At 68.3% G+C, this 26,007-nt stretch carries 26 protein-coding genes; 3 read left to right on the plus strand and 23 right to left on the minus strand.

Annotation, left to right across the window (positions count from 1 at the left end; all coding sequences use genetic code 11):
- Positions 1 to 591: a cob(I)yrinic acid a,c-diamide adenosyltransferase gene (locus Acor_RS22660; protein ID WP_155338725.1), complete on the plus strand. Its 591-nt coding sequence runs from the start codon at positions 1 to 3 to the stop codon at positions 589 to 591.
- Here the strand turns inward: Acor_RS22660 and Acor_RS22665 are convergent.
- The 18 genes from Acor_RS22665 to rpmE all read right to left on the minus strand — a co-directional run bounded on the left by Acor_RS22665 (position 588) and on the right by rpmE (position 16,582).
- Positions 588 to 965, minus strand: coding sequence for a DUF2550 domain-containing protein (locus Acor_RS22665; protein ID WP_155338726.1), 378 nt, complete (start codon positions 963 to 965; stop codon positions 588 to 590). The genes Acor_RS22660 and Acor_RS22665 overlap by 4 nt on opposite strands.
- 20 nt (positions 966 to 985) lie before the next feature.
- Entirely contained in the window at positions 986 to 1,387 is a 402-nt protein-coding gene (locus Acor_RS22670; protein WP_155338727.1) for a F0F1 ATP synthase subunit epsilon, read from the minus strand.
- 170 nt (positions 1,388 to 1,557) lie between these two features.
- Positions 1,558 to 2,997 carry a F0F1 ATP synthase subunit beta gene (atpD, locus tag Acor_RS22675; protein ID WP_155338728.1) on the minus strand — a complete coding sequence of 480 codons (1,440 nt, stop codon included), beginning with the start codon at positions 2,995 to 2,997 and terminating at the stop codon, positions 1,558 to 1,560.
- 1 nt (position 2,998) lies between these two features.
- Positions 2,999 to 3,898, minus strand: a complete 900-nt coding sequence (locus Acor_RS22680; RefSeq protein WP_155338729.1) for a F0F1 ATP synthase subunit gamma — start codon at positions 3,896 to 3,898, stop codon at positions 2,999 to 3,001.
- A gap of 3 nt (positions 3,899 to 3,901) precedes the next feature.
- Positions 3,902 to 5,551: a F0F1 ATP synthase subunit alpha gene (gene atpA, locus Acor_RS22685; protein ID WP_155338730.1), complete on the minus strand. Its 1,650-nt coding sequence runs from the start codon at positions 5,549 to 5,551 to the stop codon at positions 3,902 to 3,904.
- Between the two features lie 22 nt (positions 5,552 to 5,573).
- Positions 5,574 to 6,377, minus strand: a complete 804-nt coding sequence (locus Acor_RS22690) for a F0F1 ATP synthase subunit delta (protein ID WP_155338731.1) — start codon at positions 6,375 to 6,377, stop codon at positions 5,574 to 5,576.
- Positions 6,377 to 6,919 carry a F0F1 ATP synthase subunit B gene (locus tag Acor_RS22695; RefSeq protein WP_155338732.1) on the minus strand — a complete coding sequence of 181 codons (543 nt, stop codon included), beginning with the start codon at positions 6,917 to 6,919 and terminating at the stop codon, positions 6,377 to 6,379. The genes Acor_RS22690 and Acor_RS22695 overlap by 1 nt, the downstream gene beginning before the upstream one ends.
- 31 nt (positions 6,920 to 6,950) lie before the next feature.
- Entirely contained in the window at positions 6,951 to 7,178 is a 228-nt protein-coding gene (gene atpE, locus Acor_RS22700; RefSeq protein WP_155338733.1) for an ATP synthase F0 subunit C, read from the minus strand.
- A gap of 72 nt (positions 7,179 to 7,250) precedes the next feature.
- Positions 7,251 to 8,060: a F0F1 ATP synthase subunit A gene (gene atpB / locus Acor_RS22705; RefSeq protein ID WP_155338734.1), complete on the minus strand. Its 810-nt coding sequence runs from the start codon at positions 8,058 to 8,060 to the stop codon at positions 7,251 to 7,253.
- A 64-nt stretch (positions 8,061 to 8,124) separates the two neighbouring features.
- Positions 8,125 to 8,340: an AtpZ/AtpI family protein gene (locus Acor_RS22710; RefSeq protein ID WP_155338735.1), complete on the minus strand. Its 216-nt coding sequence runs from the start codon at positions 8,338 to 8,340 to the stop codon at positions 8,125 to 8,127.
- Between the two features lie 51 nt (positions 8,341 to 8,391).
- Positions 8,392 to 8,814: a Cg1360 family ATP-synthase-associated protein gene (locus Acor_RS22715; RefSeq protein ID WP_155338736.1), complete on the minus strand. Its 423-nt coding sequence runs from the start codon at positions 8,812 to 8,814 to the stop codon at positions 8,392 to 8,394.
- A 119-nt stretch (positions 8,815 to 8,933) separates the two neighbouring features.
- Positions 8,934 to 10,160 carry a glycosyltransferase family 4 protein gene (locus tag Acor_RS22720; protein ID WP_155338737.1) on the minus strand — a complete coding sequence of 409 codons (1,227 nt, stop codon included), beginning with the start codon at positions 10,158 to 10,160 and terminating at the stop codon, positions 8,934 to 8,936.
- Between the two features lie 287 nt (positions 10,161 to 10,447).
- Positions 10,448 to 10,834, minus strand: coding sequence for a hypothetical protein (locus Acor_RS22725; RefSeq protein ID WP_155338738.1), 387 nt, complete (start codon positions 10,832 to 10,834; stop codon positions 10,448 to 10,450).
- 20 nt (positions 10,835 to 10,854) lie between these two features.
- Positions 10,855 to 13,401, minus strand: coding sequence for a hypothetical protein (locus Acor_RS22730; RefSeq protein WP_155338739.1), 2,547 nt, complete (start codon positions 13,399 to 13,401; stop codon positions 10,855 to 10,857).
- A gap of 272 nt (positions 13,402 to 13,673) precedes the next feature.
- On the minus strand, positions 13,674 to 14,318 hold the full coding sequence (locus tag Acor_RS22735) for an L-threonylcarbamoyladenylate synthase (RefSeq protein WP_155338740.1): 645 nt from the start codon (positions 14,316 to 14,318) through the stop codon (positions 13,674 to 13,676).
- 8 nt (positions 14,319 to 14,326) lie between these two features.
- Entirely contained in the window at positions 14,327 to 15,181 is an 855-nt protein-coding gene (gene prmC, locus Acor_RS22740) for a peptide chain release factor N(5)-glutamine methyltransferase (protein WP_155338741.1), read from the minus strand.
- A gap of 21 nt (positions 15,182 to 15,202) precedes the next feature.
- A complete protein-coding gene (prfA, locus tag Acor_RS22745) occupies positions 15,203 to 16,249 on the minus strand; it encodes a peptide chain release factor 1 (RefSeq protein WP_155338742.1) in 1,047 nt (348 codons plus the stop codon).
- Positions 16,250 to 16,363: 114 nt separating this feature from the next.
- Entirely contained in the window at positions 16,364 to 16,582 is a 219-nt protein-coding gene (rpmE, locus tag Acor_RS22750) for a 50S ribosomal protein L31 (RefSeq protein WP_155338743.1), read from the minus strand.
- Positions 16,583 to 17,021: 439 nt separating this feature from the next.
- Between rpmE and Acor_RS22755 the strand changes: the two genes are divergently transcribed.
- Together Acor_RS22755 and Acor_RS22760 are read left to right on the plus strand one after the other, a co-directional pair.
- Positions 17,022 to 17,945: a hypothetical protein gene (locus Acor_RS22755; protein ID WP_155338744.1), complete on the plus strand. Its 924-nt coding sequence runs from the start codon at positions 17,022 to 17,024 to the stop codon at positions 17,943 to 17,945.
- Positions 17,946 to 18,099: 154 nt separating this feature from the next.
- On the plus strand, positions 18,100 to 19,206 hold the full coding sequence (locus Acor_RS22760; protein WP_155338745.1) for a hypothetical protein: 1,107 nt from the start codon (positions 18,100 to 18,102) through the stop codon (positions 19,204 to 19,206).
- A 121-nt stretch (positions 19,207 to 19,327) separates the two neighbouring features.
- Here the strand turns inward: Acor_RS22760 and Acor_RS22765 are convergent, their stop codons facing one another.
- From Acor_RS22765 to thrC, 5 genes are all read right to left on the minus strand, one after another.
- Positions 19,328 to 19,966: a response regulator transcription factor gene (locus Acor_RS22765; RefSeq protein WP_155338806.1), complete on the minus strand. Its 639-nt coding sequence runs from the start codon at positions 19,964 to 19,966 to the stop codon at positions 19,328 to 19,330.
- 17 nt (positions 19,967 to 19,983) lie between these two features.
- Positions 19,984 to 21,279 carry a sensor histidine kinase gene (locus Acor_RS22770; protein WP_155338746.1) on the minus strand — a complete coding sequence of 432 codons (1,296 nt, stop codon included), beginning with the start codon at positions 21,277 to 21,279 and terminating at the stop codon, positions 19,984 to 19,986.
- A gap of 206 nt (positions 21,280 to 21,485) precedes the next feature.
- Positions 21,486 to 23,591 carry a transcription termination factor Rho gene (rho, locus tag Acor_RS22775; protein WP_155338747.1) on the minus strand — a complete coding sequence of 702 codons (2,106 nt, stop codon included), beginning with the start codon at positions 23,589 to 23,591 and terminating at the stop codon, positions 21,486 to 21,488.
- Positions 23,592 to 23,990: 399 nt separating this feature from the next.
- The gene (gene thrB / locus Acor_RS22780; protein WP_155338748.1) at positions 23,991 to 24,890 is read right to left on the minus strand and encodes a homoserine kinase; all 900 of its coding nucleotides are present in this window, start codon (positions 24,888 to 24,890) and stop codon (positions 23,991 to 23,993) included.
- 10 nt (positions 24,891 to 24,900) lie between these two features.
- Positions 24,901 to 25,968, minus strand: coding sequence for a threonine synthase (thrC, locus tag Acor_RS22785; RefSeq protein ID WP_155338749.1), 1,068 nt, complete (start codon positions 25,966 to 25,968; stop codon positions 24,901 to 24,903).
- Positions 25,969 to 26,007 lie beyond the last annotated feature (39 nt).

Consider the following 26,007-nt stretch of genomic DNA (forward strand, 5'->3'; position numbering starts at 1 on the left):
ATGACACGTGGGGACAACGACCAGCCGGTAGTGCTTTCCAAGATCTACACGCGGACCGGCGACGACGGCAGCACCGCGCTCGGCGACATGAGCCGCACCGGCAAGACCGACCCGCGCCTGGCCGCGTACGCGGACGTGGAGGAGGCCAACGCGGCCCTCGGGGTGGCGCTGGCCACCGGCGGGCTCCAGCCGGAGATCGCGGAGGCGCTCACGCTGGTCCAGAACGAGCTGTTCGACGTGGGGGCCGACCTGTGCGCCCCGGTCCGCGACAATCCGGAGTTTCCGCCGTTGCGGATCACGCAGCCGTACATCGATCGGCTGGAGGCGCAGTGTGACCGCTTCAACGCGGAGCTCAAGCCGCTGCGCAGCTTCATCCTGCCCGGCGGCGACCAGGCCACCGCGTTCCTGCACGTCGCCCGTACCGTCATCCGCCGCGCCGAGCGCAGCACCTGGGGCGCGCTGGAGGCCCACGACGACGTGAACCCGCTGACGGCGACCTACCTCAACCGCCTCAGCGACCTGCTCTTCATTCTGTGCCGGGTCTCCTCGGCCGGCGCCGAGGTGCTCTGGAAGCCGGGCGCGACCCGCTAAGCCGGATCCAGGTGGGCGCTGGGCGGCGCCGACTCGATCCAGGCCAGGAAGCCGGTCAGCGCGTCCTCGCTCATCGCCAGCGCGATCGGCCCCGCCTCCACCATCCAGTAACCCGGCGGGCCCTCGCCCTCGTCCAGCGGACGGCGGCGGGAAACGGTGAGGCCGCGTCTCGCAATCGCGTGACGCGGCCTCAGTCGCAGTCCTAAGAAGGGCACCCAGTGGAGCTCGCCACCGGCATACCGGGCTACCCCGGATTGCCAGCCTCGTTCCCCTGTCCGCACGCTGCAGGCGACCGTGCCCCGGCGCGCGTTCAGGGCCACTGCCCTGATACAGAACAGGACGGCGAGCACCGCGATCCCCGCGATAACCTCCATCGCCGCCCCTCCTGAAGAAACTAGACGTCTTCCCCGGCCGCACGCAGCCGGGCCTGGTTCCGCTTGGCCTCTATCCGGGCGTCCGCGTCGTCCTGATCCGCCTCGATCGAGGCCTGCGCCCGTTCGAGCGCGTCCTTCGCCTTCGCGACGTCGACCTCGGAGCCGAGCTCCGCCACCTCCGCCAGGATCGACACGTCGTTGTCGGCGACCGAGATGAACCCGCCGTGCACCGCCGCCACCAGGTCGCCCTCGGCGCCGCGCTTGACGCGCAGCACGCCGCCCTCGACCAGTACGCCGAGAACAGGGGCGTGATTCGGCATAATACCGATCTCGCCGTCCACGGTCTTGGCAATCACCATGTCGGCGTCGCCCGACCAGATCTCACGCTCCGGCGAGACCACGCCAACTCGAAGCTTTGCCACCACATACCTCCGTCTTCATGGCCGATCCTCCGGATCGGCGGGCTTGGCCGCTGGGGAGCCTGTGTCTTCCCTCGTCACTCCGGGCCGCTCCGCGACCCTGCGTTCCTCAGTCCAGACACAGGCGCGGCCGAGCCGCCGGCCCGGCGCGAACCGGGCCGGCGATTCACGATTTAGCGAGCCAGTTCCTTGGCCTTGGCGATGGCCTGCTCGATGCCGCCGACCATGAAGAACGCCTGCTCGGGCAGGTGGTCGTAGTCGCCCGCGCAGAGGCCCTTGAACGAGGCGATCGTCTCGTCCAGCGAGACGAACTCGCCCGGCTGCCCGGTGAACGCCTCGGCGGCGTACATCGGGTGGGAGAGGAACCGCTCGATCCGGCGGGCCCGCTGGACGGTGACCTTGTCGTCCTCGGAGAGCTCGTCGATGCCCAGGATGGCGATGATGTCCTGCAGTTCCTTGTACTTCTGCAGGATCCGCTTGGTCTCCTGAGCGACCGCGTAGTGCTCCTCCCCGATGATCTGGGGGTCCAGGATCCGGGAGGAGGAGTCCAGCGGGTCCACCGCCGGGTAGATGCCCTTCTCCGAGATCGGCCGGGAGAGCACCGTCTGCGCGTCCAGGTGCGCGAACGCGTTGTGCGGCGCCGGGTCGGTGATGTCGTCGGCCGGCACGTAGATCGCCTGCATCGAGGTGATCGAGTGACCGCGGGTGGAGGTGATGCGCTCCTGCAGCACGCCCATCTCGTCGGCCAGCGTCGGCTGGTAACCCACCGCGGACGGCATCCGGCCGAGCAGCGTCGACACCTCGGAACCGGCCTGGGTGAACCGGAAGATGTTGTCGATGAACAGCAGCACGTCCTGCTTCTGCACGTCGCGGAAGTACTCCGCCATGGTCAGCGCGGAGAGCGCGACGCGCAGCCGGGTGCCCGGCGGCTCGTCCATCTGGCCGAAGACGAGCGCGGTGTCCTTGAGGACGCCCGCCTCCTCCATCTCCAGCCAGAGGTCGTTGCCCTCACGGGTGCGCTCGCCGACGCCCGCGAAGCACGAGGTGCCGGAGAACTTCAGCGCGACCCGGCGGATCATCTCCTGGATCAGCACGGTCTTGCCCACACCCGCGCCACCGAACAGGCCGATCTTCCCACCCTTCACGTACGGGGTGAGCAGGTCGATGACCTTGATGCCGGTGGGCAGCATCTCGGTACGCGACTCCAGCTGGTCGAACGGCGGAGACGGGCGGTGGATGCCCCAGGTCTCGGTGATCTTCAGGGAGGCGGTCGGCACGTCCAGGGACTCGCCCAGGGCGTTCCACACGTGCCCCTTGACCACGTCGCCGACCGGCACCGAGATCGGCTTGCCCGAGTCGGACACCGCCGCGCCGCGGACCAGGCCGTCGGTGGGCTGCATCGAGATGGCCCGGACCAGGTTGTCGCCCAGGTGCTGGGCCACTTCCAGGGTCAGGGTCTTGGTGACGTCGGCGCCCTCGGTGTTGAGGGTGACGTCGACGTTCAGGGCGTTGTAGATCTCCGGCATCGCCTCGACGGGGAACTCCACGTCGACGACGGGACCGGTGACTCGGGCGACGCGGCCCACGCCGGTCTCAACAGTCTGTGCAGTCATTTCACTCTTTCCCCGCGGCGGCGTCGGCCAGCGCGTTCGCGCCACCGACGATCTCGCTGATTTCCTGGGTGATCTCGGCCTGGCGAGCCTGGTTCATCTGCATGGTGAACACGCGGATGAGCTCGTTGGCGTTGTCGGTCGCCGACTTCATCGCCCGCCGCCTGGCGGCCTCCTCCGAGGCCGCCGACTGGAGCAGTGCGGTGAAGATGCGCGACTCGATGTAGCGCGGCAGCAACGAGTCCAGCACGTCGCCCGCGGTCGGCTCGAACTCGAAGTACGGCAGCGGCGTCGGCGGGGCCTCGGTGGTCTCCTCGACCACCAGCGGCAGGATCCGCTTGACCACGGCCGCCTGGGTCAGCATCGACACGAACTCGGTGGAGACGATGTGGATCTCATCGATCCCGTCCTCGGCCGAGAACGCCTCGATCAGCGTGTCCGCGATGGCCTTGGCGTCGGCGTAGGCGGGCCGCCGGGAGAACCCGGTCCACTGCCCGCCCATCTCCCGATGCCGGAAGGAGTGCCAGGTGACGCCCTTCCGCCCGGTCACGAACGGCGTCGGCTCGATGCCCCTGCCGCGCAGCAACCCGGCCAGTGCCTCGGCCTCCCGCAGGATGTTGGCGTTGAAGCCGCCGCAGAAGCCGCTGTCACTGGTGACGATGAGCACCCCCGCCCGGCGGGGCTGCTCCTTCGCCACCGTGAGCGGGTGGCTGACCGTGCTGGTGTTGCTGACGACCCCGGTGACGGCGCGGGTGATCTCCCGCTCGTACGGCACCGCGGCCTGCATCCGCAGCTGCGCCTTCACGATGCGCGAAGACGCGATGAGCTCCTGCGCGCGGGTGATCTTGGCGGTTGACTTCACCGACTTGATCCGCCGCCGCAGCAACCTGAGCTGGGCGCCCATCGGTCAGCTCTCCCCGGTCTTGCGGACGTGCTTGACGATCTTCTCCTGGCCCACCTCGGCCGCGTCCAGCGGCGCCACCGGCTCGTCCTTGATCAGCATCTCGCCGGAGAAGGTGGTGAAGCCCTTCTTGAACTCGGTGATCGCGCTCTTCAGCGAGGTCACCGCGTCGTCGCCGAGGTCCTTGGACTCGCGGATGCCGTCCAGCACGCCCTTGTGGGCACTGGCGACGTAGTCCAGGAACTCCGCCTCGAACCGGCGGATGTCCTCGATCGGGACGTCGTCCAGCTCGCCGGTGGTGCCGGCCCAGACCGAGACGACCTGCCGCTCGACCGGGAACGGCGAGTACTGCCCCTGCTTGAGCAGCTCGACCAGGCGGGAGCCGCGCTCCAGCTGGGCCCGCGAGGTCGCGTCCAGGTCGGACGCGAACGACGCGAACGCCTCCAGGTCACGGAACTGGGAGAGCGAGAGGCGGAGCGTGCCCGCCACCTTCTTCATGGCCTTGATCTGGGCCGAGCCACCCACGCGGGAGACCGAGACGCCGACGTTGATGGCCGGGCGCACACCCGAGTTGAACAGGTCGCTCTCCAGGAAGCACTGACCGTCGGTGATGGAGATGACGTTGGTCGGGATGAACGCCGAGACGTCGTTGCCCTTGGTCTCGATGATCGGCAGACCGGTCATCGAGCCGGAGCCCATGTCCGCCGACAGCTTCGCGCAACGCTCCAGGAGCCGCGAGTGCAAGTAGAAGACGTCACCGGGGAACGCCTCGCGGCCCGGCGGGCGGCGAAGCAGCAGCGAGACGGCGCGGTACGCGTCGGCCTGCTTGGTCAGGTCGTCGAAAATGATGAGGACGTGCTTGCCCTGATACATCCAGTGCTGCCCGATGGCGGAACCGGTGTAGGGGGCGAGGTACTTGAAGCCCGCGGGGTCGGACGCCGGAGCGGCCACGATGGTCGTGTACTCCAGCGCGCCCGCCTCCTCCAGGCGGCCCTTGACCTGCGCGATCGTCGAACCCTTCTGGCCGATCGCGACGTAGACGCAGCGAACCTGCTTCGTCGGGTCGCCGGAGAGCCAGTTGTCCTTCTGGTTCAGGATCGTGTCGACCGCGATGGCCGTCTTGCCGGTGCCGCGGTCGCCGATGATCAGCTGCCGCTGGCCGCGGCCGATCGGCGTCATGGCGTCGATCGCCTTGAGGCCGGTCTGCAGCGGCTCCTTCACCGGCTGCCGCTGGACCACGGAAGGCGCCTGGGTCTCCAGGGCACGGCGGCCCTCGGACTCGATCGCGCCCTTGCCGTCGAGCGGGTTGCCCAGCGGGTCCACCACTCGGCCGAGGAAGTTGTCGCCGATCGGCACGGACAGGATCTCGCCCGTCCGCCGTACCTGCTGGCCCTCCTCGATCTTGCTGAAGTCGCCCAGGATAACCACACCGATTTCCCGGACGTCCAGGTTCAGCGCCAGGCCACGCGTGCCGTCCTCGAACTCCAGCAATTCGTTCGCCATCGTCGAGGGCAGGCCGGAGACATGGGCGATGCCGTCGCCGCAGTCGACGACGGTCCCGATCTCCTCGCGCGCCGCGCCTTCCGGCTCGTACGCCTGGACGAAGCGCTCAAGCGCGTCCCGAATCTCGTCCGGCCGGATCGTCAGCTCCGCCATCTCTTCCTGTCTCCCTATTCGCCTAGCCGGCCAACCGGCGGCGGACTTCTTCGATACGTCCAGCGATGGTGGTATCGATGATCTCGTCCCCGATTTTGATCGAGAACCCACCGAGCACCTTGGGGTCCACTTCTACGTTCAGGTGGACGTCACGGCCGTAGGTCGCCCGCAGCCAGGCCGCGAGACGCTCCTTCTGCTGATCCGAGAGCGGTACGGCGCTGCTGACCACGGCCACCAGGCGCTGCCGCTGCAGCGAGACCAGCCGGCCGTACTCGTCCAGACCCGCCTCCAGGCTACGCCTCCGCGGGTGTACCGCGAGATGCGTGACCAGGCGGAGCGTGGCCGGCGCGACCTTGCCGCCGAGCAGCTCCTGGAGCAGTTGCTCCTTGCCGGGCTTGCTCGGGTCGGCCAGGGCGCGGCGCAGCTCCGGGTTGGCGGCCAGAATGCGGCCGAACCGGAACAGCTCGTCCTCGACGTCGTCCAGCTGTCGGTGGCTTTCCGCGTCGGTGGCGGCGGCGATCACGCCGAGCCGCTCGACCGCGTCGGCCAGATCACCGGCGTGCGACCACTTGGACTCGACCACGGCCACCGTGGTCTCCAGCGCCGCCGGGCTCACCTTGCCGTCCAGCAGGGCGCGGATCGCGCCCTGTTTCGCGGCTGCGGGCCGGGACGGGTCCGAGAGCGTGCGCCGCAGGCCGTGCTCGCGGTCGAACAGGTCGGCCACCGCGAAGAGTTCGTCGGCCAGTTCGCCCAGGTCGGCGGTGCCGGCGACGCTGTTGAACCGCTCCTCGACCTCGGCCAGGGACGTCCTGCTCTGACCACGCATCACCGAACCGCCGCGTCGTTCTCAAGCTCCGCGAGGAACCGGTCGACGATGCGACGCTGCCGGGCCTCGTCCTCCAGCGACTCGCCGACGATGCGTCCGGCCAGGTCGGTGGAGAGGCGGCCGATCTCGGCGCGCAGCTGGGTCAGGGCCTGCTGCTTGTCGGCCTCGATCTGGGCGTGCGCCGCGGCGATGATCCGCTGCGCCTCGGCCTTGGCCTCCTCCTGGAACTCGGCCTTGATCTGCGCGCCCTGCTCGCGGGCCTCGTCCCGAAGCCGGGCGGCTTCCTGGCGGGCCTCCTGCAGCTTGTCGCGGTACTGGTTGAGCACCGACTGGGCCTCGGCCTGCGCGTCCTCGGCCTTCTTGATCCCGCCCTCGATCGCATCGGTCCGGTCAGCCAGAGTCTTCTGGATGCGCGGGGTGAGAATGCGACCGACGACGATCAAGACGACAGCGAACGAGAAAATGCCGACGACGAGTTCGTACGCGTGCGGGATAAGGGGGTTGTTACCCTCCGCGGCCAGGAGCGTAGCTGCTGTATTCATGGGTGCAGCCTTCCGTCAAGAAAGTCGTTCGTTACCGACCGAACATGAACGGCGCGACCAGGCCGATCAGGGCGAGAGCCTCGGTGAGCACGAAGCCGAGCAGCATGTTCTGGCGGATCAGGCCGTACGCCTCAGGCTGGCGCGCGATGGCCTGGACACCCTGACCGAAGATGATGCCGACGCCGATGCCGGGGCCGATGGCGGCGAGGCCGTAACCGATGGAACCGAGGGAGCCGGTGACCTCAGCGAGGACGCTCATTTTCTCTTCCTTTACTGGGTGGGCCGATGGGAGATCCCCACCGGTCTGGGCAAACTTGGTGGTGCTGAAGACTCAGTGATCGGCGTGCAGCGAGTTGCCGATGTACATGGCGGCCAGCATCGCGAACAGGAAGGCCTGCAGGAACTGGATGAACATCTCGAACGCGGTCATCGCGATCGTCATGACGACGCCGACGACGCCGAGGCCCACACCGAGCGGGGTGAGATGCTCGAACACGAACCAGAACCCGACCAGGCTGAAGAAGGCCAGGATGATGTGACCGGCGAACATGTTCGCGAACAGTCGGACCGCGTGCGTGAAGGGCGCGATGATCAGGTTCGACAGGAACTCGATGGGGGCCAGCAGCACGTAGATCGGCTTGGGCAGGCCCGGCGGGAACATCATGTTCTTGAAGTAGCCGATCGGCCCCTGGTGCTTGATGCCCAGGTAGATCTTGAGCACGTAGATGCTGATGGCCAGCACGATCGGGAAGGCGATGTGCGAGGCGACCGGGAACTGAATGATGGGGATGACGCCCATCAGGTTCCAGATCCACACCATGAAGAAGATGCTCAGCAGCAGGCCCATCCACCGGTCCGCGTCCTTGCCGAGGAACGGCCGGGCGACCTGGTCACGGACGAACATGTAGCCCATCTCGCCGACGTTCTGGACGCCGCGCGGCACCAGCTTCGGCTTGGCGAAGGCGGACCAGCAGAAGATCACGACGATCAGCGTGCTCAGCAGCGCGAGCAGGACCGGCTTCGTGAACCAGGACACCCCGGCGATGAGCGGAGGATAATCGAAGAGCTCAAGGCCAGGAGGGGTGAACACATCCTCGGAAGCCCCGGAAGCCCCGGAAGCGAGGACCGTCAGCGTATTCACGCGGCGTTCCCTTCAGCGTGATAGTGGATCGTCAAAGAGGCTTCGTCGCTTGGACAGCGAGGGGCTAGCTGCCGTACTTGCGGTAGACCAGGTAGACAGCGAGCGCTACGCCGAGGATCAGTCCGATGGGCGTGAACGCGACCACGCCGGTCCAACGGCTCAGCAACATGCCGGCGCCGCCATACAAGATCATCCCGGCGAGCAGGTAGCTGGGGATCGACCAAGCGGCGCTGGCGAAGTCGCGGCCGTCGTCCTCGGGCCGAAGTTTCCCATCGCTCATCGCGGGGCCGACGATAGCAGGCGCGGGGGTGACTAGTCATATCGGGCCCCGTCATGCGCCATCGGAACCCGGGACTTTCGTATCTGGGTCTGCATAGAGCAGCTTCAACTTCATGAACCCACGCATTTCACCCACCGTCCAGGTGACGGTGCCCACGATGGCCGCCCAGCCGAAGGCGCGAGGCTCGAAGGCGGTGGCCGATTCGAAGGATTTCAGCAGCACCATCAGGACGATGACCTTGACCAGATAGCTCAGCACGGCCGCGGTCATCATCATCATCGGGGAGATCCGGCTCGCGTAGGCGACAACCACCAAGCCGATGGTAAAAAATGCGACGACGACCAGCAGGCCGATCACGGCGCCGAGCGCGCCGGGGAATCCCGCCAGCACGGCCGCCACCGCGGCGACGACCAGTCCCACTAGCACTGTAGGCACGGCGGCGCCCTTAAGAACGCGCACGTCGTTGGCCTGCATCACGACTCCCAAAGCCTGTTGTCAACCGAGCGTTTGCTTCCCCTCACAGAGGGGACCCTGTTAGTGAAAGCTATCACAAGCTCTATGGGGAGTGTCTTTACCTGCTTTTTCGGGGCATTTCACCCGGTAGTTGCCGTGGCCCTCGGGGTGGCGGTGGCCGCGGCCGGGCCCGACGGGGTGTCGGCGGAGTCGGCAGGCGGGGGCATTCTATGGGCGGCGTGCTGGCCGCCGCGACCGTTCCTGCCGGTGGTGCGCCAGCGCTGCCGGGACAGCAGCACCAGGATGGCGATGGCCACCGCGATGATCGGCGGGAACACCTCAACGGGGACGCCCTCCACCGAGAGCGCGACCAGGGCGAACGCGAACAGGAAGGTCCAGGCGTACATGATCAGGACGCTGCGGCGGTGCGAATGGCCGATGTCCAGCAGCCGGTGGTGCAGGTGGCCCCGGTCCGGGGCGAACGGGGACTGACCCGCCGATGTTCGCCGGACCACCGCCATGATCAGGTCCGCCAGCGGGAGCACCATGACGGCGACGGGGAGGAGCACGGGCAGCAGCAGTGGGAACCGGTTGACCTGCAGCGCCGCGCTCGGCACCGAGGAGATGATGGTGACCAGCGAGGTGGCCAGGATCAGGCCGATCAGCATGGCGCCGGTGTCGCCCATGAAGATCTTCGCCGGGTTGAAGTTGTGCGGCAGGAAGCCCAGGCACATGCCGATCAGCAGCGACGCGACCACGGCGGTGAGGTTGATGCGGGTGGCCTGCAGGCTCTGCGACAGGACCATCGAGTAGACCAGGGTGGCCAGCGCGGCGATGCCGACGATGCCGGCCGCCAGGCCGTCCAGGCCGTCCACGAAGTTCACCGCGTTGATGGTGACGACCACGATCATGATGGTGATGACGACCTGGAGGTTGGTGTCCAGGCTCAGCTCGCCGCCCATGTTCGACGGCAGCGGCAGGTAGCGCAGGGTGACGCCGAAGTAGACGAGCAGTCCGCCGGCGGCGATCTGGCCGCCCAGCTTGACCAGCGCGTCCATGCCCAGCCAGTCGTCCAGGAAGCCGGTCACCACGATCAGGCCGCCAGCCGCGAGCAGCGCCATCGCGGTCTGACCGGACTGCTGGTCGAGCGCCCCGCCCACCCACGGCAGTTGGGTGGCGACGAGCAGCCCCGCGGCCATGCCGCCGAACATCGCCAGGCCGCCGAGGCGTGGAGTCGGCACCTTGTGCACGTCCCGTTCCCTGACCTCGGGCGCCGCGCCGATGCGCAGCGCGAAGGCCCGGACCGGAGGCACCAGCAGATAGGTGACAACGGCCGTGACGAGCGCCACAAGGAAGTATTCGCGCACGGACCTAGTTTCCCGGATCGAAGGACCAGTTGTGACGGTAAAACGACACAGATTCCGACGAAACATTCGCTCGGATGCGCGATCTGGGCGCTTACCGGTTTCCCGACGCTAGCGCACCCCGGTTGCACGCCACTTGAAGCACGAACGACCCTTGGCCATACCTTCACGCGCCACGCGCGGGCGCGCGCGGGGGTAGGCGCGCTTGGGCATAGGCGCGCACCTGCGCGTGGCGCGCGTCGGAAGTAGGCGTGTGTCACGCGCAGGTGGGCGTCGGAGGTGGGCGTGCGTCAGGAGTAGGCGTGCGGCGCCCCCGCCTTGCTGGGCACCCAGCGCGGCGTGTCCGCCGCCTCGTCGCTGATCGCGGTCAGCACCGCCTGGCGGTACAGCCCCAGGCGATTACGCCACTCGCCGATGTCCTGCACATAGCGCTTCGCCACGGGCGCGTCCCACACATCGGTGCTCCTGGCCATCTGGTACGGCTTGTCCAGGGACGTGGTGAGCTGCTCCATCAGCGGGAGGACCTGGAACCAGAGGTCCACCAGGCGCTGGTACTCCGGGTTGAACACCCAGGTGGTGGTCTGACCGCCCGGAACCAGCAGGTCGGAGCTGGACGGCGCGGGCGGCGTCTCACCCGGCTGAAGCGGTCGCGGCGCGGGGGGGTCGACGTAACTCACATGTTCTCCTACGTCTGCGTCTACGCGCCTGGGGCGGGAATCGGCTGATCTGGATCGTTCGGTTCGACGACACCGACCGGGCCATCGGGAGTGATCGTCATCGGCGCCCATTCACCGGTGCCCCACTCCCCCGCCGGCACCGAAACGCTGGGCATGTCCATCGGCTCGATCTCCCCGTGCAGCTGGATGAGAGCCCGAAGCGCATCATCAGTCGGCGGCTTCGCCGGAACCGACAACACATCACCAGGCTGCTGCGCCGCCAACGCCCTCGGATCGATCTCCTCCCCAGAACCGACCAGCAGGACAGGCTCCGGATCGAGCGACCCCGCCCAGGCATCATCACCCGACATGCTCGGCATGTCCATCGGCCCGATCTCGCCATGCAGCTGGATGAGAGCCCGAAGCGCATCATCAGTCGGCGGCTTCGCCGGAACCGACAACACATCACCAGGCTGCTGCGCCGCCAACGCCCTCGGGTCAATCTCCTCCCCAGAACCAATCAGCAGAACAGGCTCCGGATCGAGCGACCCCGCCCAGGCATCACCACCCGACATACCCGGTATATCCATCGGCCCGACGTTCTCATGCAGCGCGATCAGCGCCCGCAGCGCGTCGTCATCCAACTGATTCGCCGGTACGGAGAGCACATCCCCGGGCTGCTGCGCCGCGAGCGCCCGAGGATCGAGCGTGTAACCCGATCCATTGGACGAGGCCGGACTGTTTCCAGACGCCGCACTCCCCGAGGACCCCGGCTGCGGACAGTCGTCCCCGCCATTTCCCGGCGGATTCTGCGACGGCGGCTGGTTCTGATCCCGCGGCGGATCCTGCTCCTGCCCCCTGGGCGAATCCTGACTCGGCGGCTGCTCCTGGCCTCGCGGATTGTCCTGGCTCGGCGGCTGCTCCTGGCCCCGCGGATAGTCCTGACTTGGTGGCTGCTCCTGGCCCCGCGGGTCGCCCTGGCTCGGCGGCTGCTCCTGACCTCGCGGGTAATCCTGGTTGGGCGGCTGCTCCTGACCTCGCGGGTAATCCTGGTTGGGCGGCTGCTCCTGACCTCGCGAATTGTCCTGGTTCGGCGGCTGTTCCTGGTCGCGTGGTTGGTCCTGGTTGGGGAGGTCCTGGTTGGGGCCGGGGTTTTGGGCGGGTAGGTCGCCGCCGGAGCCGAGGGCTGAGGGCTCGCCTTCGCCCAGTGGGGCGGTGGGGCCGATGATCGACGGGTCGTCGGACGGTGCGGCGGCGAAGTTGTCGGACGGGGTGCCGGTGGAGTCGCCGAGCGGGTTGCCTGGGGTGGGGTCCGGGCTGGTGAGCACAGCCGGGTTGGCTGTTCCGGGCACGGATGGGTTGGCCGTTCCGGGAGACGCGGCCGAGGGGTCCTCGGTGAGGTTGTCCTCCGGGGTGCCGATGTACTCGCCCAGCGGGTCGCCGGGGGCCAGGCCCGGTTGGGGCGGGTCGAACGGCACGGTCGGTGTCATTGGCTGGACCAGGCCGGCGGGGCCGGTCGGGTGCGGGCCGTCACCGTTGGTGGTGATGTAGACGCCGTCCAACGTGTTGGGCGTGTCGATGGGCTGAATGTCCTGCATGTGCTCGCTCAGCCAGGCCAGATACGCGTCCGACGGCTGGTTGAGCGGAGTACTGACCACCTTCACGCCATCAACGATGATCACCTGACGCCCACCGGTCTGATCGATGTCGTCCCGGTGATCCTTCCGCTGGGTGTCCGGCGTCGCATCGTCATCACAAGGCTGCTTCGGCTCGACCGGCCGCTCATCCTCGCCCCTGGAGGGCGGCTGCTCACTCTCACCCTTCGACGGAGGCTGCTCCGACTCACCTTTGGAGGGCGGCGGCTGCTCCGACTCGCCCTTGGACGGCGGTGATTTCTCACAGTCGTCCTCCGACGGCGGCTGCTCCGGCTCATCCTTCGACGGCGGCTTCTCCGGTTCATCCTTGGAGGGCGGCGGCTGCTCACTTTCACCCTTGGACGGCGGCTTCTCCGACTCGTCCTTTGCAGGTGGTGGCTGCTCGCTCTCACCCTTGGACGGCGGCTTCTCCGACTCGTCCTTTGCAGGTGGTGGCTGCTCGCTCTCACCCTTCGAGGGCGGCTTCTCCGGCTCGTCCTTGGAGGGCGGCGGCTGCTCGCTCTCACCCTTCGCAGGCGGCTTCTCCGGCTCGTCCTTCGATGGCGGAGGCTGCTCGCTTTCGCCCTTGGACGGCGGCTTCTCCGACTCGTCCTTCGCAGGTGGCGGCTGCTTTGAGTCGTCGCCGGGGGTTGGCTGGGTGGAGTCGGAGGCGGGGCCGCCGGAAGGGGGTTTGTCGTCGGTGGAGGGGCGTGGTGGGGGGTCCTGCTTTTCGCGTTTTTCCAGGAGGGCCAGGCGGGTGGAGACGTCCCTGACCATGGTGGCGCCAGCGTCGGCGATCTGGGAGGGGCGGTGGGTGGGGCGGATGGGGACGCCGGCGGTTCGGGTGAATTGGGCCACCTTCGCCTCGACGAGGTCCATCTGTTCGCCCGCGCGGGTGATCTGTGCCAGGAGTTCCCGGACCAGCTTGGGGTCCATCCCGTCCAGCTTCGCCATGAGCACGCTCCGCGAGAAGTCAGCGTCAATGGTCGCGCTGGCTGCGGGCGCAGCGGCCGGGCGCGCTTCCTTGATTCACGGTAGCTTCGGCGGACGCCGGACGAGGAGGCGATAGCCAGATGGCATGAATCGCCCCCGGACATCAGGGATCAGGACCAAGGCCCAGTCGGTCGCCGGACAGCCCACGCCAGAAGGGGCTCAGTCGGTCGCCAGGCGGCCCACGTCGCAGTAGGGCTCAGTGATTCGCTAGATCACCCGCGTCGGAGCAGGGCTCAGTCGGTCGCCAGATAGCCCACGATGGCCTTGAGCTTGTCGGCGGGGATGGCACCATTCCTGAGTACCCGGGGGACCGGTGTGGTGAGATCCAGGATCGTGGAGGGTGCGCTGTCCTCACACGGTCCGCCGTCGAGATAGACGGCGACGGACTCGCCGAGTTGCTCCTCGGCTTCGGCGGCGGTCACGGCGGGGACCGCGCCGGAGCGGTTGGCGCTGGAGACGGCCATCGGACCGGTCTCCTTGAGCAGGTCCAGGGCCACACCGTGCAGCGGCATGCGCAGCGCCACGGTGCCCTTGGTCTCGCCGAGATCCCAGGTCAGCGACCGGTTCACCCGGCAGATCAGGGTCAGCGGGCCGGGCCAGAAGGCGTCCACCAGATCCTGCCCGTACGAGCCGAGCCCCTCCACCAGCGCGTTGGCCGCGCGCACGGTCCCGACCAGGACGGGCACCGGCATGTCCCGCCCCCGGCCCTTCGCCTCCAGCAGCGCGGAGACCGCGGTCGGGGTGAACGCGTCGGCGCCGATGCCGTACACGGTGTCGGTCGGCAGCACGATGAGCTCACCGCTGCGGACCGCCGAGACCGCGTCTATCAGGCCCGACGCCCGCTCACCCGGGTTCGCACACAAATACCGACGACTCATGACATCCCTCACTCTTGACCGAACTTCGCGGTGACAAAACGATCCCGTCCGGTCAGATCTTGCCGGAGTCTCGCGTCCCGCCACCCGTTGTCCTCGGAGAACAGCCAGTAGACCGCGTTGCCCTGCTCGTCCGCGTGCTCCACGGCGACCAGACCACCGGGCCGCAACAGCCGCCTGGCCGTGCGCTCCACCGCTCTGACCTCGTCCAGACCGTCCTGGCCCGAGCCGTACAGCGCGCGGCTGGGATCGTAGTCGCGGACCTCGGGGTCGCGCGGCACCGCCCCCGGCGGAATGTACGGCGGGTTGGAGATGACCAGGTCAACCTGCCCGTCCAGCTCCGGCAGGCAGTCGGCCAGATCCTCAGGATGGAGCGTGGTGCGCCCCTGCCCGTGTTCGAGGATGTTCCGCTTCGCCCACCCGTACGCCACCGGGTCGATCTCCACCGCGTGCACCTGGGCGAGCGCCACCTCCTGAGCGATCGACAGCGCGATCGCGCCGGAGCCGGTGCCCAGGTCGACCACCACCGGGGAGGCCACGTCCATCTCGCTCAGCCGGGCGATGGCCCAGCCGGCGACCACCTCGGTCTCCGGGCGCGGCACGAACACCCCCAGCCCGACCTCCAGCGACAGGTAACGGAAGTATGCCCTTCCAGTGATGTGCTGGAGCGGCTCCCGGGACTCGCGGCGGGCCACTCCCTCCCAGAACAGGGCGTCGAAGTCAGAGTCCTTGACGGAGTGCAGCCGCCCCCGGCTGACTCCGTGGACGAACGCGGCGATCTCCTCGGCGTCGGTGCGCGGCGAGGGCACACCGGCCTCGGCGAGCCGGGCGGTGGCGAGGGCGATCTCGTCCAGGAGGAAGGTCATGGCTTCACATGGGTCCAAAGGTTACGAGTGGGCGGCCAGCTTCTCCGCCAGCTCGGCGTCGATCAGGGCCTGGATCACGGCGTCGAGGTCGCCGTCGAGGACCTGGTCCAGGTTGTAGGCCTTGAAGCCCACCCGGTGGTCGGAGATGCGATTCTCCGGGAAGTTGTAGGTCCGCACCCGCTCCGACCGGTCCACGGTGCGCACCTGCGACTTGCGCTCGGCCATCGCGGCGGCGTTGGCCTCCTCCTCGGCCAGCGCCTGCAGCCGGGCGCGCAGCACGCGCATCGCCGACTCCTTGTTCTGCAGCTGGCTCTTCTCGTTCTGGCAGGAGACCACGACGCCGGTCGGCAGGTGGGTGATCCGGACCGCCGAGTCGGTGGTGTTCACGCTCTGCCCGCCGGGACCGCCGGACCGGTAGACGTCGATGCGCAGGTCGTTGGGGTCGACGTGGACGTCGACCTCCTCGGCCTCGGGGTAGACGAGCACGCCGGCGGCGGAGGTGTGGATGCGCCCCTGCGACTCGGTGGCCGGGACACGCTGCACCCGGTGCACGCCGCCCTCGAACTTGAGCTTCCCCCAGGCGCCGTTCTTCGCCTTGATCGCGACCGTGACGTCCTTGTAGCCGCCCAGGTCGGAGTACTGCGCGTCGATGATCTCGGCGCGGAACCCGACCCGCTCGGCGTAGCGCGTGTACATCCGCAGGAGGTCGCCCGCGAACAGGGCCGACTCCTGGCCGCCCTCGCCCGCCTTGATCTCCATGATGATGTCTTTGTCGTCGTTGGGGTCACGCGGCACCAGCAGGTGCGTGAGCCGTTCCTCCAGCGCGGGCACCCGCAGCTCCAGCTCGTCGGCCTCGGCCGCGAAGGACGCGTCCTCGCTGGCCAGCTCCCTGGCTGCCTTGATGTCCTCGCGGACGCTGTCCAGCTCGCGGTAGGTGGCCACGATGGGGGTGAGCGCCGCATACCTCTTGCCGTACGCCTTCGCCTTCGCCTGGTCGGCGTGCACGGCCGGATCGGCGAGCTTGAGCTCGAGATCTGTGTACTCGCCGATGAGTTCGTCGAGATTCACCGTGCGTCCTTTCGTGGAAGAAGATGCGCTGCCGGAGCCCAGTCACCAAGAACGCCGACCCGGGTTCGCCCCCTGACAAATAGGGACGAATCCGAGCCGGCGTCTGGTAGGAAGCTACTTGCCCGCGGTCTTCTTGCCGAAGCGAGCCTCGAAGCGGGCAACTCGGCCACCAGTGTCGAGGATCTTCTGCTTGCCCGTGTAGAACGGGTGGCAGGCCGAACAGACGTCGGCGTGGATCGAACCGCTGGTGGCGGTGCTCCGCGTGGTGAACGTGTTCCCACACGTGCAAGTCACATTGGTGACGACATACGTGGGGTGGATGTCGGGCTTCATACCTATTTCCTCTCCGAGGGGCGGTCGCCGGGTCGCCTCTGCCAGCCTGGGGGCGGGAACCGGAACCGCTGCGGTTCGGCTACCAGTGTGCCAGATGCTGGAACCTTCCCAGGCCACTCCGCATTCCCGGGCGGTCATCGGGAGCCTGGGAACTCCATGAGAACCCTCATGATCAGGTGGACCGCGCCCCACCAGCCCCAGTAGGCTCACGTGCTCAAACCCGACCTTTCCCTCAAAATGACCTAAGTAAGGGGAATCCATGAGGAAAAGCCTGCGGCACCTCTTTGCAGGCGTGAGCGGGGTGGCGATCATTGCCAGCGGTGTGGCCATCACCGCAACCCCCGCCAGTGCGGATGCTGCGTTCTCATCGGACGCAGTAGCGTTCGTAGACGCCTTCCTTCCGCCGAGTGGTTCTAGCAACATCGACTTCTCCGTCAAAGTGACCGGCGCCTACACTGCGGCCGGTCAGCCGGACAAGAAGATCTGGGTCCACTTCACCAAGGACGACACCGCCAGCTCGATCGTGTGGGCGAACGGAACCGTCACCCAGCCGGCCGCGCTGTCGACCGCTCCCAGCCCGAACGAGGCTGTGGTCAAGGGCGTCATCCCGGTCTCGGTCAGCGACACGGCCAGCGACAAGTGGCGTCTTGAACTCGCGCTGACCGACACGGCCGCCACGGTCGCGCCGACCACCGGCTGGACCAAGGCGACCGACTTCACCGTCGCCGCCGCCACCCGGGTGAGCAACTTCGACGTCGACCCCGACACGGTCACGCTGAAGTCGGGCACCTCCGTTGACGTCGCGGTCCGCGCCGTCATCGAGAAGGCGGGCGGCGAGGTTCTCAAGGAGGCGCGCGTCGAGAGCGACGACACCTCTGACTACTACTCGCTGCAGACGGGGATGGAGGCTGACGACAAGACCTACTACGACTACGTCTCGATGGACTCCTCCACCTCGACCGGTCGCTGGCAGGCCAAGCTCACCATCACCCGCGGCGCCAAGACGTACTCCTTCGTCAAGGGCTTCGACGTCAAGAAGGGCACCACCTCCAAGGCCAAGTCGAAGGTCACCTTCGCGGTGAGCCCGACCAAGGTCAAGAAGGGCAAGTCCGTCAAGATGTACGGCACGGTTTACCGTGGGTACACCTCGTGGGGCCCCTGGAAGAAGAAGATCGTCAAGCTGTACTTCAAGAAAAAGGGCACCAAGACCTGGAAGTTCGCGGCCTACATCGGCGCGAACAACTCCGGCAAGTTCACCAAGACGGTGAAGCCGAAGTACGACGGGTACTGGCGTGTTGGCGCGTTCGCGACGTCGCTCACGCTCGGTAAGTGGTCGGCCTACAAATATGTAGACGTTCGCTAGCTCAAATCGGGAAGCCCGCACAGACACGTTGTCTGTGCGGGCTTTCCCACTTTCCGGTAGATTAATCCCTTTGGCTGGACGAGTCTCACCAGCCCCACTAGGCTCAAAAGCCCGACTTTTCCCTCCAATTGACTGATGTAAGGGGCCATCCAACATGAGGAAGACCCTGCGGCTGGTACTTGCGGCCGTAACGGGGGCAGCGGTATTCAGCAGCGGTGCGGCCATCACCGTCGCCTCCCCCGCCAATGCCTTCGCCGGCGTCATCGGCACCATCACGGTCGCCGACACGTTCGTCCCTCCCACCGGGAGTGACAAGATGCCGTTCAAGTTCACGCTGACCAGCCCGACGTACACCGGCGTAAAGGCGCCGAAGGTCGTGGCGGTCTTCTACAAGGAAGGCGAGGCGACGAGCGGCGCGGGAACGGCCGCCACCGTCACCGCCATCCCCGACCTCGGCGCCGGGGCCTCCCCGCTCGCCAGTGTCGAAGTGAACGGCTCGATCCCGATCACCTCCTCCGACAAGCCGACCACCTCCGGCAAGTGGACGCTCAAGGTGACCGTCACCCCGGACGCCACCGGCGCGGTCAAGGACGACGAGAAGAGCCACGAGTTCACGGTCGCCAAGGCCACGCGCATCACGAACATGAACGTGGACCCGAGCACGGTCGCGCTCAAGTCGGGCAAGGAGATCGACGTCTACGTCGCCTTCAAGCTGGAGCGCGGTGCCGCGGCCGGCGAGGAGAAGGTGACCGACGTCCGGCTGGAGAGCAAGGACGACGACGACTACTACTCGCTGAACACCGGCCTGGAGTCGGACGACTCCTACCACGGCTCGACCTCGATGGACTACGACACCAACGCGGGTTCGTGGCAGCTCAAGGCGACCGTCACCCGGGGCAGCAAGACCTACGCCTTCGTGGACGGCTTCACGGTCACCAAGGGTTCCAGCAAGGCCAAGTCGAAGATCACGCTGGTGGCCTCGCCGACCAAGGTGAAGAAGGGCAAGTCGACCAAGCTTTACGGCAAGGTCTACCGGGGGTACACCTCCTGGGGCGCGTGGAAGAAGAAGATCCTCAAGCTCTACTTCAAGAAGAAGGGCACCTCGACCTGGAAGTTCGTCGGCTACGTGGGCGCGAACAACTCCGGCAAGTACAGCAAGACCGTCAAGCCCAAGTACGACGGCTACTGGCGGCTCGGCGCCACCGGTTCGAGCATGACCAACAAGGCGTGGTCTCCGTCGAAGTTCGTCGACGTGAAGTAGCTCTCGCCGGCTGAATACGCGCCCCCGTGTCCGGGCCTGGGCACGGGGGCGTTTTCATGCCGCCAATCCACGCCCGGCAAGCCTGCCGAAAAACCTGCCCGGCGAGTATGCCCAGAATGCATCAATGCCCCAGGAAGGCCAGCACCGCCAGCACCCGCCGGTGGTCGTCCGGCGCGGGATCCAGCTCCAGCTTCTGGAAAATGCTGGAGATGTGCTTCTCGACCGCCCCCTCCGAGATGACCATTCGCGCGGAGATGGCCCCGTTCGACCGCCCTTCCGCCATCAGCGCCAGCACCTCGTTCTCCCGCGCGGTCAGCCGTTCCCGCGGCAGCCGCCGCCGGCTGAGCAGCTGCACCACCACGTCGGGATCGATGACCGTCCCGCCGCCGGCCACCCGCCGTACCGCGTCGAAGAACTCGGCCACGTCCGCGATGCGCTCTTTGAGCAGGTAGCCGACCGCGGACGCGCCGCCGCCGATCAGCTCGGTCGCGTACCGCTCCTCGACATACTGGGACAGCACCAGGATCGGGAACCCCGGCCGCCTGGCCCGCACCTCCAACGCCGCCCGCAACCCCTCGTCGGTGTGCGAGGGCGGCATCCGCACGTCCACCACCGCCAGGTCAGGCCGGTGCTCCTCGACCGCCGCCACCAGCGCGGGACCGTCCCCCACCGCCGCGACCGTGGTCACCCCGCCGTCTTCGAGCAGCCGGGTGAGCCCTTCCCTGAGCAGTACGGAATCCTCCGCGATCACCACCCGCATGCCGTCCAGCCTAGAGCTCACCACGTGCAGGGCAGCTCTGCCCGGACCAGCGTCGGCCCGCCCGGCGGGCTGTCCACGGTGAGGATCCCGTCGATGGTCGCGGCCCGGTCGGCCAGCCCCGCCAGCCCGCCCCCCGCGACGGCGACCGCCCCGCCCAGCCCGTTGTCGGCCACCTCGACCACCACCCGCAGGTCCTGCCGGCTGACGTGCACCCGCGCCTCGGTGGCGGCCGCGTGTTTGGCCATGTTGGTGAGCGATTCGGCCACGATGAAGTAGGCGATGCTCTCCACGGCCGGCGGCGGCCGGTCGGTGATCTCCACGGAGACGTCCACCCGCACCGGCGCCCGCGCGGCCAGCGACGACAGGGCCGCGTCGAGCCCGCGATCGGTGAGGATGGCCGGATAGATCCCCCTGGCCAGGTCACGCAGCTCGGCGATGGCGGCTTTCGTCCCCGCGTGCGCGCTGGCCAGCAGCTGCCGCGCCACCTCCGGCTCCGCGTCCATTTTGGCCTGCGCCCGCCCCAGGTCCAGGGCCACCGCCAGCAGCCGCTGCTGCGCGCCGTCGTGCAGGTCGCGCTCGATCCGGCGGCGCTCGTTCTCGGCCGCGTCCACGCCACGCGCGCGGCTGGCCCGTAGCCGGTCGGCGCGCGCCGCCAGCAGGGTGGTCTCGTCGGTCCCGAGCAGCAGCCGGGCCAGCGCGCCGTGCAGCCAGGCCAGGCCGCGGATCGCGTACAGGCCGGTGAACAGCAGCGCGATCCCGAGGATCGTCACCGGCACGGCCTCGATCATGGTGTCGACCCGGAAGTCCCCCACCGACAGCCACTCGCCGTCGAGCACGACCGCGATCGGCCCGACGATCAGGCCGATCGACACCGACCAGAACAGCACCGAGGCGACGAACTCCACCAGACCCACCGGGAACAGCAGCAGCAGATACCCCAGGTCCTTCCAGGTCGCCGGATCCCGGAACAGCCACCCGACATGGTTCCAGAACCCCCGGCCCGGCCGAGGCCGGTATGGATCCGGCAATTCCACCCCGAACGACCACCGCACCAGCCGCCGCTCCACCATGGCGGCCCCCCGCCACAGGAACATGGTGACCACCAGCAGCGGCAACCCCACCCAGACCACGATGAACGCCACCGACACCGGAATCGCGAACGCCAGCCCGACGAAGTAGCACCCCCCGAGCACCATGCTCCCCAGCAGGTACGGCACCGCCCGCCAGGTCGCCGGATCCGCCGCGACCCTCAGCGGCCCCCACCGCCCGAACGGCACCCGCTCCCGCAGGGGAAGCCGCACCTCAGCCGTCATGCCCATCCCCTCCGCAAACCGGACATAAGAAGCATGTGCAGCATGACAAGCCCGCCGGACGCGGCGACATGGGGCGAGCGGGCGTCTTCACCCTGGTGCTGTCCCCAGGGCGCGGCCGTGGCAATCGTTCTGGCAACCGTTTGCCAGGGCCGTACCAAAACGAAAAACGCCCCGGGCGGAAGCACCCGGGGCGTCGTTCTGACGAGCTAGTCGCGGTCGTTGCTGACGGTGGTCTTCTGGACCTGCATCAGGAACTCGGCGTTGGACTTGGTCTCCTTCATCTTCTCCAGGAGGAGTTCCAGCGCCTGCTGCATGTCGAGCGCGTGCAGCACCCGGCGGAGCTTCCAGACGACCTGGAGTTCCTCCTTGCCGAGCAGGATCTCTTCCTTACGCGTGCTGGAGGAGTCCACGTCCACGGCCGGGAAGATGCGCTTGTCGGCGAGCGAGCGGCTGAGCTTGAGCTCCATGTTGCCGGTGCCCTTGAACTCCTCGAAGATGACCTCGTCCATCTTGGAGCCGGTCTCCACCAGCGCGGTGGCGAGGATCGTCAGCGAGCCGCCGTTCTCGATGTTGCGCGCCGCGCCGAAGAACCGCTTCGGCGGGTAGAGCGCGGTCGAGTCGACACCGCCGGACAGGATGCGCCCGGACGCCGGGGCGGCCAGGTTGTAGGCGCGGCCCAGCCGGGTGATCGAGTCGAGCAGCACGACCACGTCGTGGCCCAGCTCGACCAGGCGCTTGGCGCGCTCGATGGCGAGCTCGGCGACCGTGGTGTGGTCCTCGGCCGGACGGTCGAAGGTGGAGTGGATGACCTCGCCCTTCACCGACCGCTGCATGTCGGTGACCTCTTCTGGACGCTCGTCCACCAGCACGACCATCAGGTGGCACTCGGGGCTGTTGCGGGTGATCGCGTTGGCGATCGCCTGCAGCACCATCGTCTTGCCCGCCTTGGGCGGCGAGACGATCAGACCACGCTGGCCCTTGCCGATCGGCGAGACCATGTCGATGATCCGGGTGGTCATGATGTTGTGCTCGGTCTCCAGGCGGAGCCGCTCCTGCGGGTACAGCGGGGTGAGCTTGTTGAAGTCGGGGCGCTGCCTGGCCTGGTCCGGCTCCATGCCGTTGACCGTGTCCAGGCGGACCAGCGCGTTGAACTTCTCCCGGCGCTCGCCGTCGCGGGGCTGCCGGACGGCGCCGGTGATGACGTCGCCCTTGCGCAGGCCGTTGCGGCGGATCTGGGCGAGCGAGACGTAGACGTCGTTCGAGCCGGGCAGGTAGCCGCTGGTCCGGACGAAGGCGTAGTTGTCCAGGATGTCGAGGATGCCAGCGATCGGGATGAGGACGTCGTCCTCGCTGACCACGGGCTCGTTGCTCTCCCCGAAGCGGTCCCGGCCACGCCGGTTGCGCTCCCTGAACCGGCCCCGGCGACCGCGCGGGTCGTCGTCCTGGCCGGGCGGGCCCTGGCGGTCGTTCTGGCGGTCACCCTGCCGGTTGTCCGACCGGGCATCCGACCGAGCGTCCGACCGTGTGTCCGGCCGGTTGTCCTGGCGGTCGCGGCCCCGGCTGTCGCCGAGGTCGGCCGCGCGCTGGTCACTCCGGTCCACCCGCTCGACGCGCTCGGTCCGGTCCGTGCGCTCGGTCCGGTCCGTGCGCTCGGTCCGGTCCGTGCGATCCGTGCGGTCAGTCCGGTCGGTGCGATCGGTACGGTCGCCCCGGTCGGTGCGGTCACCACGGTCACGGCGGTCGCCGCGCTCCCCGCGGTCGTTGCGCCCCCGGCGCTCGCGGCGGTCGTTCATCCGGTCGCCACGGCTGTCCCGGGTGTCGCTGTGCGTGACGTCGCCCTGGGCGGCGGCCTGCGGTTCCGGCGCGGACTGCGCGGCGGAGTTGGCGACGGACTGCGCGGCGGGCTGGGACTGGATCGCCGGAGCGCTGTCCACGCGCTCCACGGCGGCGGGCTCCGGTTCCGGGCGCGACTCGGCGGCCTGGACGGGCAGCGCGGGCTGCTCCGGAGCCGCGGCGGCCCGGGAACGTTCCCGACGGGCACGGGTGGGGCGCTCAACGGGCGCGGCTTCCGCGGGCTTGGCCTCCACGGCGGCCGCGGATCCCCCCTGCTTCTCCTGGATGGCCGCGATGAGCTGGCTCTTGCGCATCCGGCCGGTCCCGCTGATACCGAGGCCGGAGGCCATGGCCTGCAGCTCGGGCAGCACCATGGCGGACAGGCCGGTGCCGGAGCGACGACGCGGCGAGCGCGCCGCGGCGGCGGTGGGGGCGTCGCCGGCGGCTGCGTCGGCGAGGAGTTCGGTGGTGTCGCTCAACTAATGGTCCTTCCCAGGGGTCGGGCGCCGGGCTTGTTCGTCCAGGCGTCCCGGTGGTGCGACCCGGCGGGACAGACCGGGTCGGGCTTCGCGAACCTCATGTATGGATCCCTCTGGGTACCGAGATTCACGAGCGGTAGAGGCCCGGGGGGAATCCCCCCGGATTGCCACCACCGACCAGATGTCGAGGTGGTTCGAACGCGCATGTCTCCGAATGCACCGCCTCTGACCGCGTGAGCGACTGGAGGAGGCAGATTCTGGGAAATCACCGCTACTTCGGCTAGGCGAAGTGCGGAGATGTGCGAATGACAAGCACGCACCCAACACGGGGGCACCTGGTGCGGCTATCAGCCTAACATCACCAGCGCACACAGCTATTCCCTGAAGGTCGAAGAGGCATCAGCGTGTCTCAGGAAACTGAACGTACGCACCGGCTGGATCGACGTTCAGCGGCTGGATGTGCCAGTCAGTACCCACTTCTGACGCGATCGAATCCTGCGCGGATCCACCGGAAAACGCAAGAATCGTCGGGCCCGCCCCCGAGACGACCGCGGGCACCCCGGCCGACCGGAGCCGTTGTACCAGTTCGGCGGTGCGCGGCATGGCAGGCGCGCGATAGCTCTGGTGCAGATGATCTTCTGTGGCGATCATCAGCAGGTCCGGGCGCTGGGTCAGCGCATGCACCAGCAGCGCGGCGTTTCCGCTGTTCGCGGCGGCCTCGGCGTGCGGGATCGTGGCCGGGAGCAGGCCCCGGGCGGCCTCGGTGGAGAGCCGGAAATCCGGGATCAGGGCGACCGGCCTGACCTTCTCGTGCACCGGCAGGGTGACCGCGCGGGATGTGCCGGCTTCGGTGTAGGCGATGGTGAAGCCGCCGTACAGGCAGGGTGCGACGTTGTCGGGGTGGCCCTCGATCCGGGCGGCGAGTTCCAGGACCTGGACGTCGCCGAATCCGGGCGCGTCGCTGAACGCGCGCGCCGCGAGCACGCCCGCCACGATCGCGGCCGAGGACGAGCCCAGGCCGCGGGCGTGCGGGATGCGGTTGCGGCAGCGCAGCCTGATGCCCTTGGGCTGGTCGGCGCCGAGCAGGTCGAAGGTCCGCCGCATGGTGGCGATGATCAGGTGGCCTTCGCCGGGGTCCACCTCCCCCGCCCCGTGACCGTCGATGTCGATCTGGACATCGTCCCCCGTGAGCTCGACCTCGACGTCGTCGTGCAGATCTAGCGCGAGACCCAGCGAGTCGAACCCGGGCCCCAGATTGGCGCTGGTGGCGGGTACCCGCACCAGAACGCTCTCCGTCATGCCTCTCCCGTCAGGCGAGTTCCAGTGCGGCCGCCGCCGCGTACGCGTCGATCGGAATGGTGACCGGGGTCGGCGCGCCCGAGATCGCCCAGTCCGGGTCCTTCAGGCCGTTGCCGGTGACCGTGCAGACGATCCGCTCACCCGGGTTGATCAGGCCCTGCTCGTGTGCCTGGAGCAGCCCGGCGACGCTGGCCGCCGAGGCCAGCTCGACGAACACGCCCTCCCCCTGCGCGAGCAGCTTGTACGCCGCCGCGATCTGCCGGTCGGTGACGGCCTGGATGTCGCCGCCCGACTCGTCCCTGGCCGCGGTGGCCAGCCGCCAGGAGGCGGGGTTGCCGATCCGGATCGCGGTGGCGATGGTGTGCGGGTGGGTCACCGGCGCGCCGTTGACGATGGGCGCGGCCCCGCTCGCCTGGAACCCCAGCATCCGGGGGCGCCGGCTCGCGATGCCGTCCGCCGCGTACTCCTGATACCCCATCCAGTACGCCGAGATGTTGCCCGCGTTCCCCACCGGGATGCAGTGCACGTCGGGCGCGTCGCCGAGCGCGTCCACGATCTCGAACGCGGCCGTCTTCTGCCCCTGCAACCGGTACGGATTGACCGAGTTCACCAGCGCGATCGGGTAGTTCTCGGCCAGCTTCTTGGTCATCTCCAGGCAGTCGTCGAAGGAGCCCTCGACCTGCAGCAGTTTCGCCCCGTGCACCAGCGCCTGGGCCAGCTTGCCCATCGCGATCTTGCCGCGCGGCACCAGCACGGCGCAGGTCAGCCCGGCCCTGGTCGCGTACGCGGCCGCGGACGCGGAGGTGTTCCCCGTGGACGCGCAGATGACCGCCTGCGCGCCCTCCTCCACGGCCTTGCTGATGGCCATGGTCATGCCCCGGTCCTTGAAGCTGCCGGTCGGGTTGAGCCCCTCGACCTTCAGGTGGACCTCGCAGCCGACCAGCTCGGACACCCGGTGCGCAGGAACCAGCGGCGTGCCGCCCTCCAGCAGCGTCACCACGGGCGTGTCCGTGCTCACGGGAAGCCGGTCACGGTACTCCTCGATGAGACCACGCCATGCCCTGGATGCCCTGGCCATGATTACTCCTTCTACCTGCGCTATTGGGAGTCGAGTGTA

The sequence above is a fragment of the Acrocarpospora corrugata genome (assembly GCF_009687845.1).
GTDB lineage: Bacteria > Actinomycetota > Actinomycetes > Streptosporangiales > Streptosporangiaceae > Acrocarpospora > Acrocarpospora corrugata.

Bases quoted from the DNA above. Each gene is read 5' to 3' on its own strand.
- Acor_RS22760 (WP_155338745.1), top strand. From the start codon at position 18,100: ATGAGGAAGACCCTGCGGCTGGTACTTGCGGCCGTAACGGGGGCAGCG.
- rpmE (WP_155338743.1), bottom strand. From the start codon at position 16,582: ATGAAGCCCGACATCCACCCCACGTATGTCGTCACCAATGTGACTTGC.
- atpA (WP_155338730.1), bottom strand. From the start codon at position 5,551: ATGGCGGAGCTGACGATCCGGCCGGACGAGATTCGGGACGCGCTTGAG.
- atpD (WP_155338728.1), bottom strand. From the start codon at position 2,997: ATGACTGCACAGACTGTTGAGACCGGCGTGGGCCGCGTCGCCCGAGTC.
- Acor_RS22710 (WP_155338735.1), bottom strand. From the start codon at position 8,340: ATGAGCGATGGGAAACTTCGGCCCGAGGACGACGGCCGCGACTTCGCC.
- Acor_RS22735 (WP_155338740.1), bottom strand. From the start codon at position 14,318: ATGAGTCGTCGGTATTTGTGTGCGAACCCGGGTGAGCGGGCGTCGGGC.
- thrB (WP_155338748.1), bottom strand. From the start codon at position 24,890: ATGACGGAGAGCGTTCTGGTGCGGGTACCCGCCACCAGCGCCAATCTG.
- Acor_RS22665 (WP_155338726.1), bottom strand. From the start codon at position 965: ATGGAGGTTATCGCGGGGATCGCGGTGCTCGCCGTCCTGTTCTGTATC.
- Acor_RS22660 (WP_155338725.1), top strand. From the start codon at position 1: ATGACACGTGGGGACAACGACCAGCCGGTAGTGCTTTCCAAGATCTAC.
- prmC (WP_155338741.1), bottom strand. From the start codon at position 15,181: ATGACCTTCCTCCTGGACGAGATCGCCCTCGCCACCGCCCGGCTCGCC.
- Acor_RS22765 (WP_155338806.1), bottom strand. From the start codon at position 19,966: ATGCGGGTGGTGATCGCGGAGGATTCCGTACTGCTCAGGGAAGGGCTC.
- atpE (WP_155338733.1), bottom strand. From the start codon at position 7,178: ATGAGCGTCCTCGCTGAGGTCACCGGCTCCCTCGGTTCCATCGGTTAC.
- Acor_RS22770 (WP_155338746.1), bottom strand. From the start codon at position 21,279: ATGACGGCTGAGGTGCGGCTTCCCCTGCGGGAGCGGGTGCCGTTCGGG.
- Acor_RS22690 (WP_155338731.1), bottom strand. From the start codon at position 6,377: ATGCGTGGTCAGAGCAGGACGTCCCTGGCCGAGGTCGAGGAGCGGTTC.
- Acor_RS22695 (WP_155338732.1), bottom strand. From the start codon at position 6,919: ATGAATACAGCAGCTACGCTCCTGGCCGCGGAGGGTAACAACCCCCTT.
- Acor_RS22730 (WP_155338739.1), bottom strand. From the start codon at position 13,401: ATGGCGAAGCTGGACGGGATGGACCCCAAGCTGGTCCGGGAACTCCTG.
- Acor_RS22680 (WP_155338729.1), bottom strand. From the start codon at position 3,898: ATGGGCGCCCAGCTCAGGTTGCTGCGGCGGCGGATCAAGTCGGTGAAG.
- thrC (WP_155338749.1), bottom strand. From the start codon at position 25,968: ATGGCCAGGGCATCCAGGGCATGGCGTGGTCTCATCGAGGAGTACCGT.
- Acor_RS22715 (WP_155338736.1), bottom strand. From the start codon at position 8,814: ATGCAGGCCAACGACGTGCGCGTTCTTAAGGGCGCCGCCGTGCCTACA.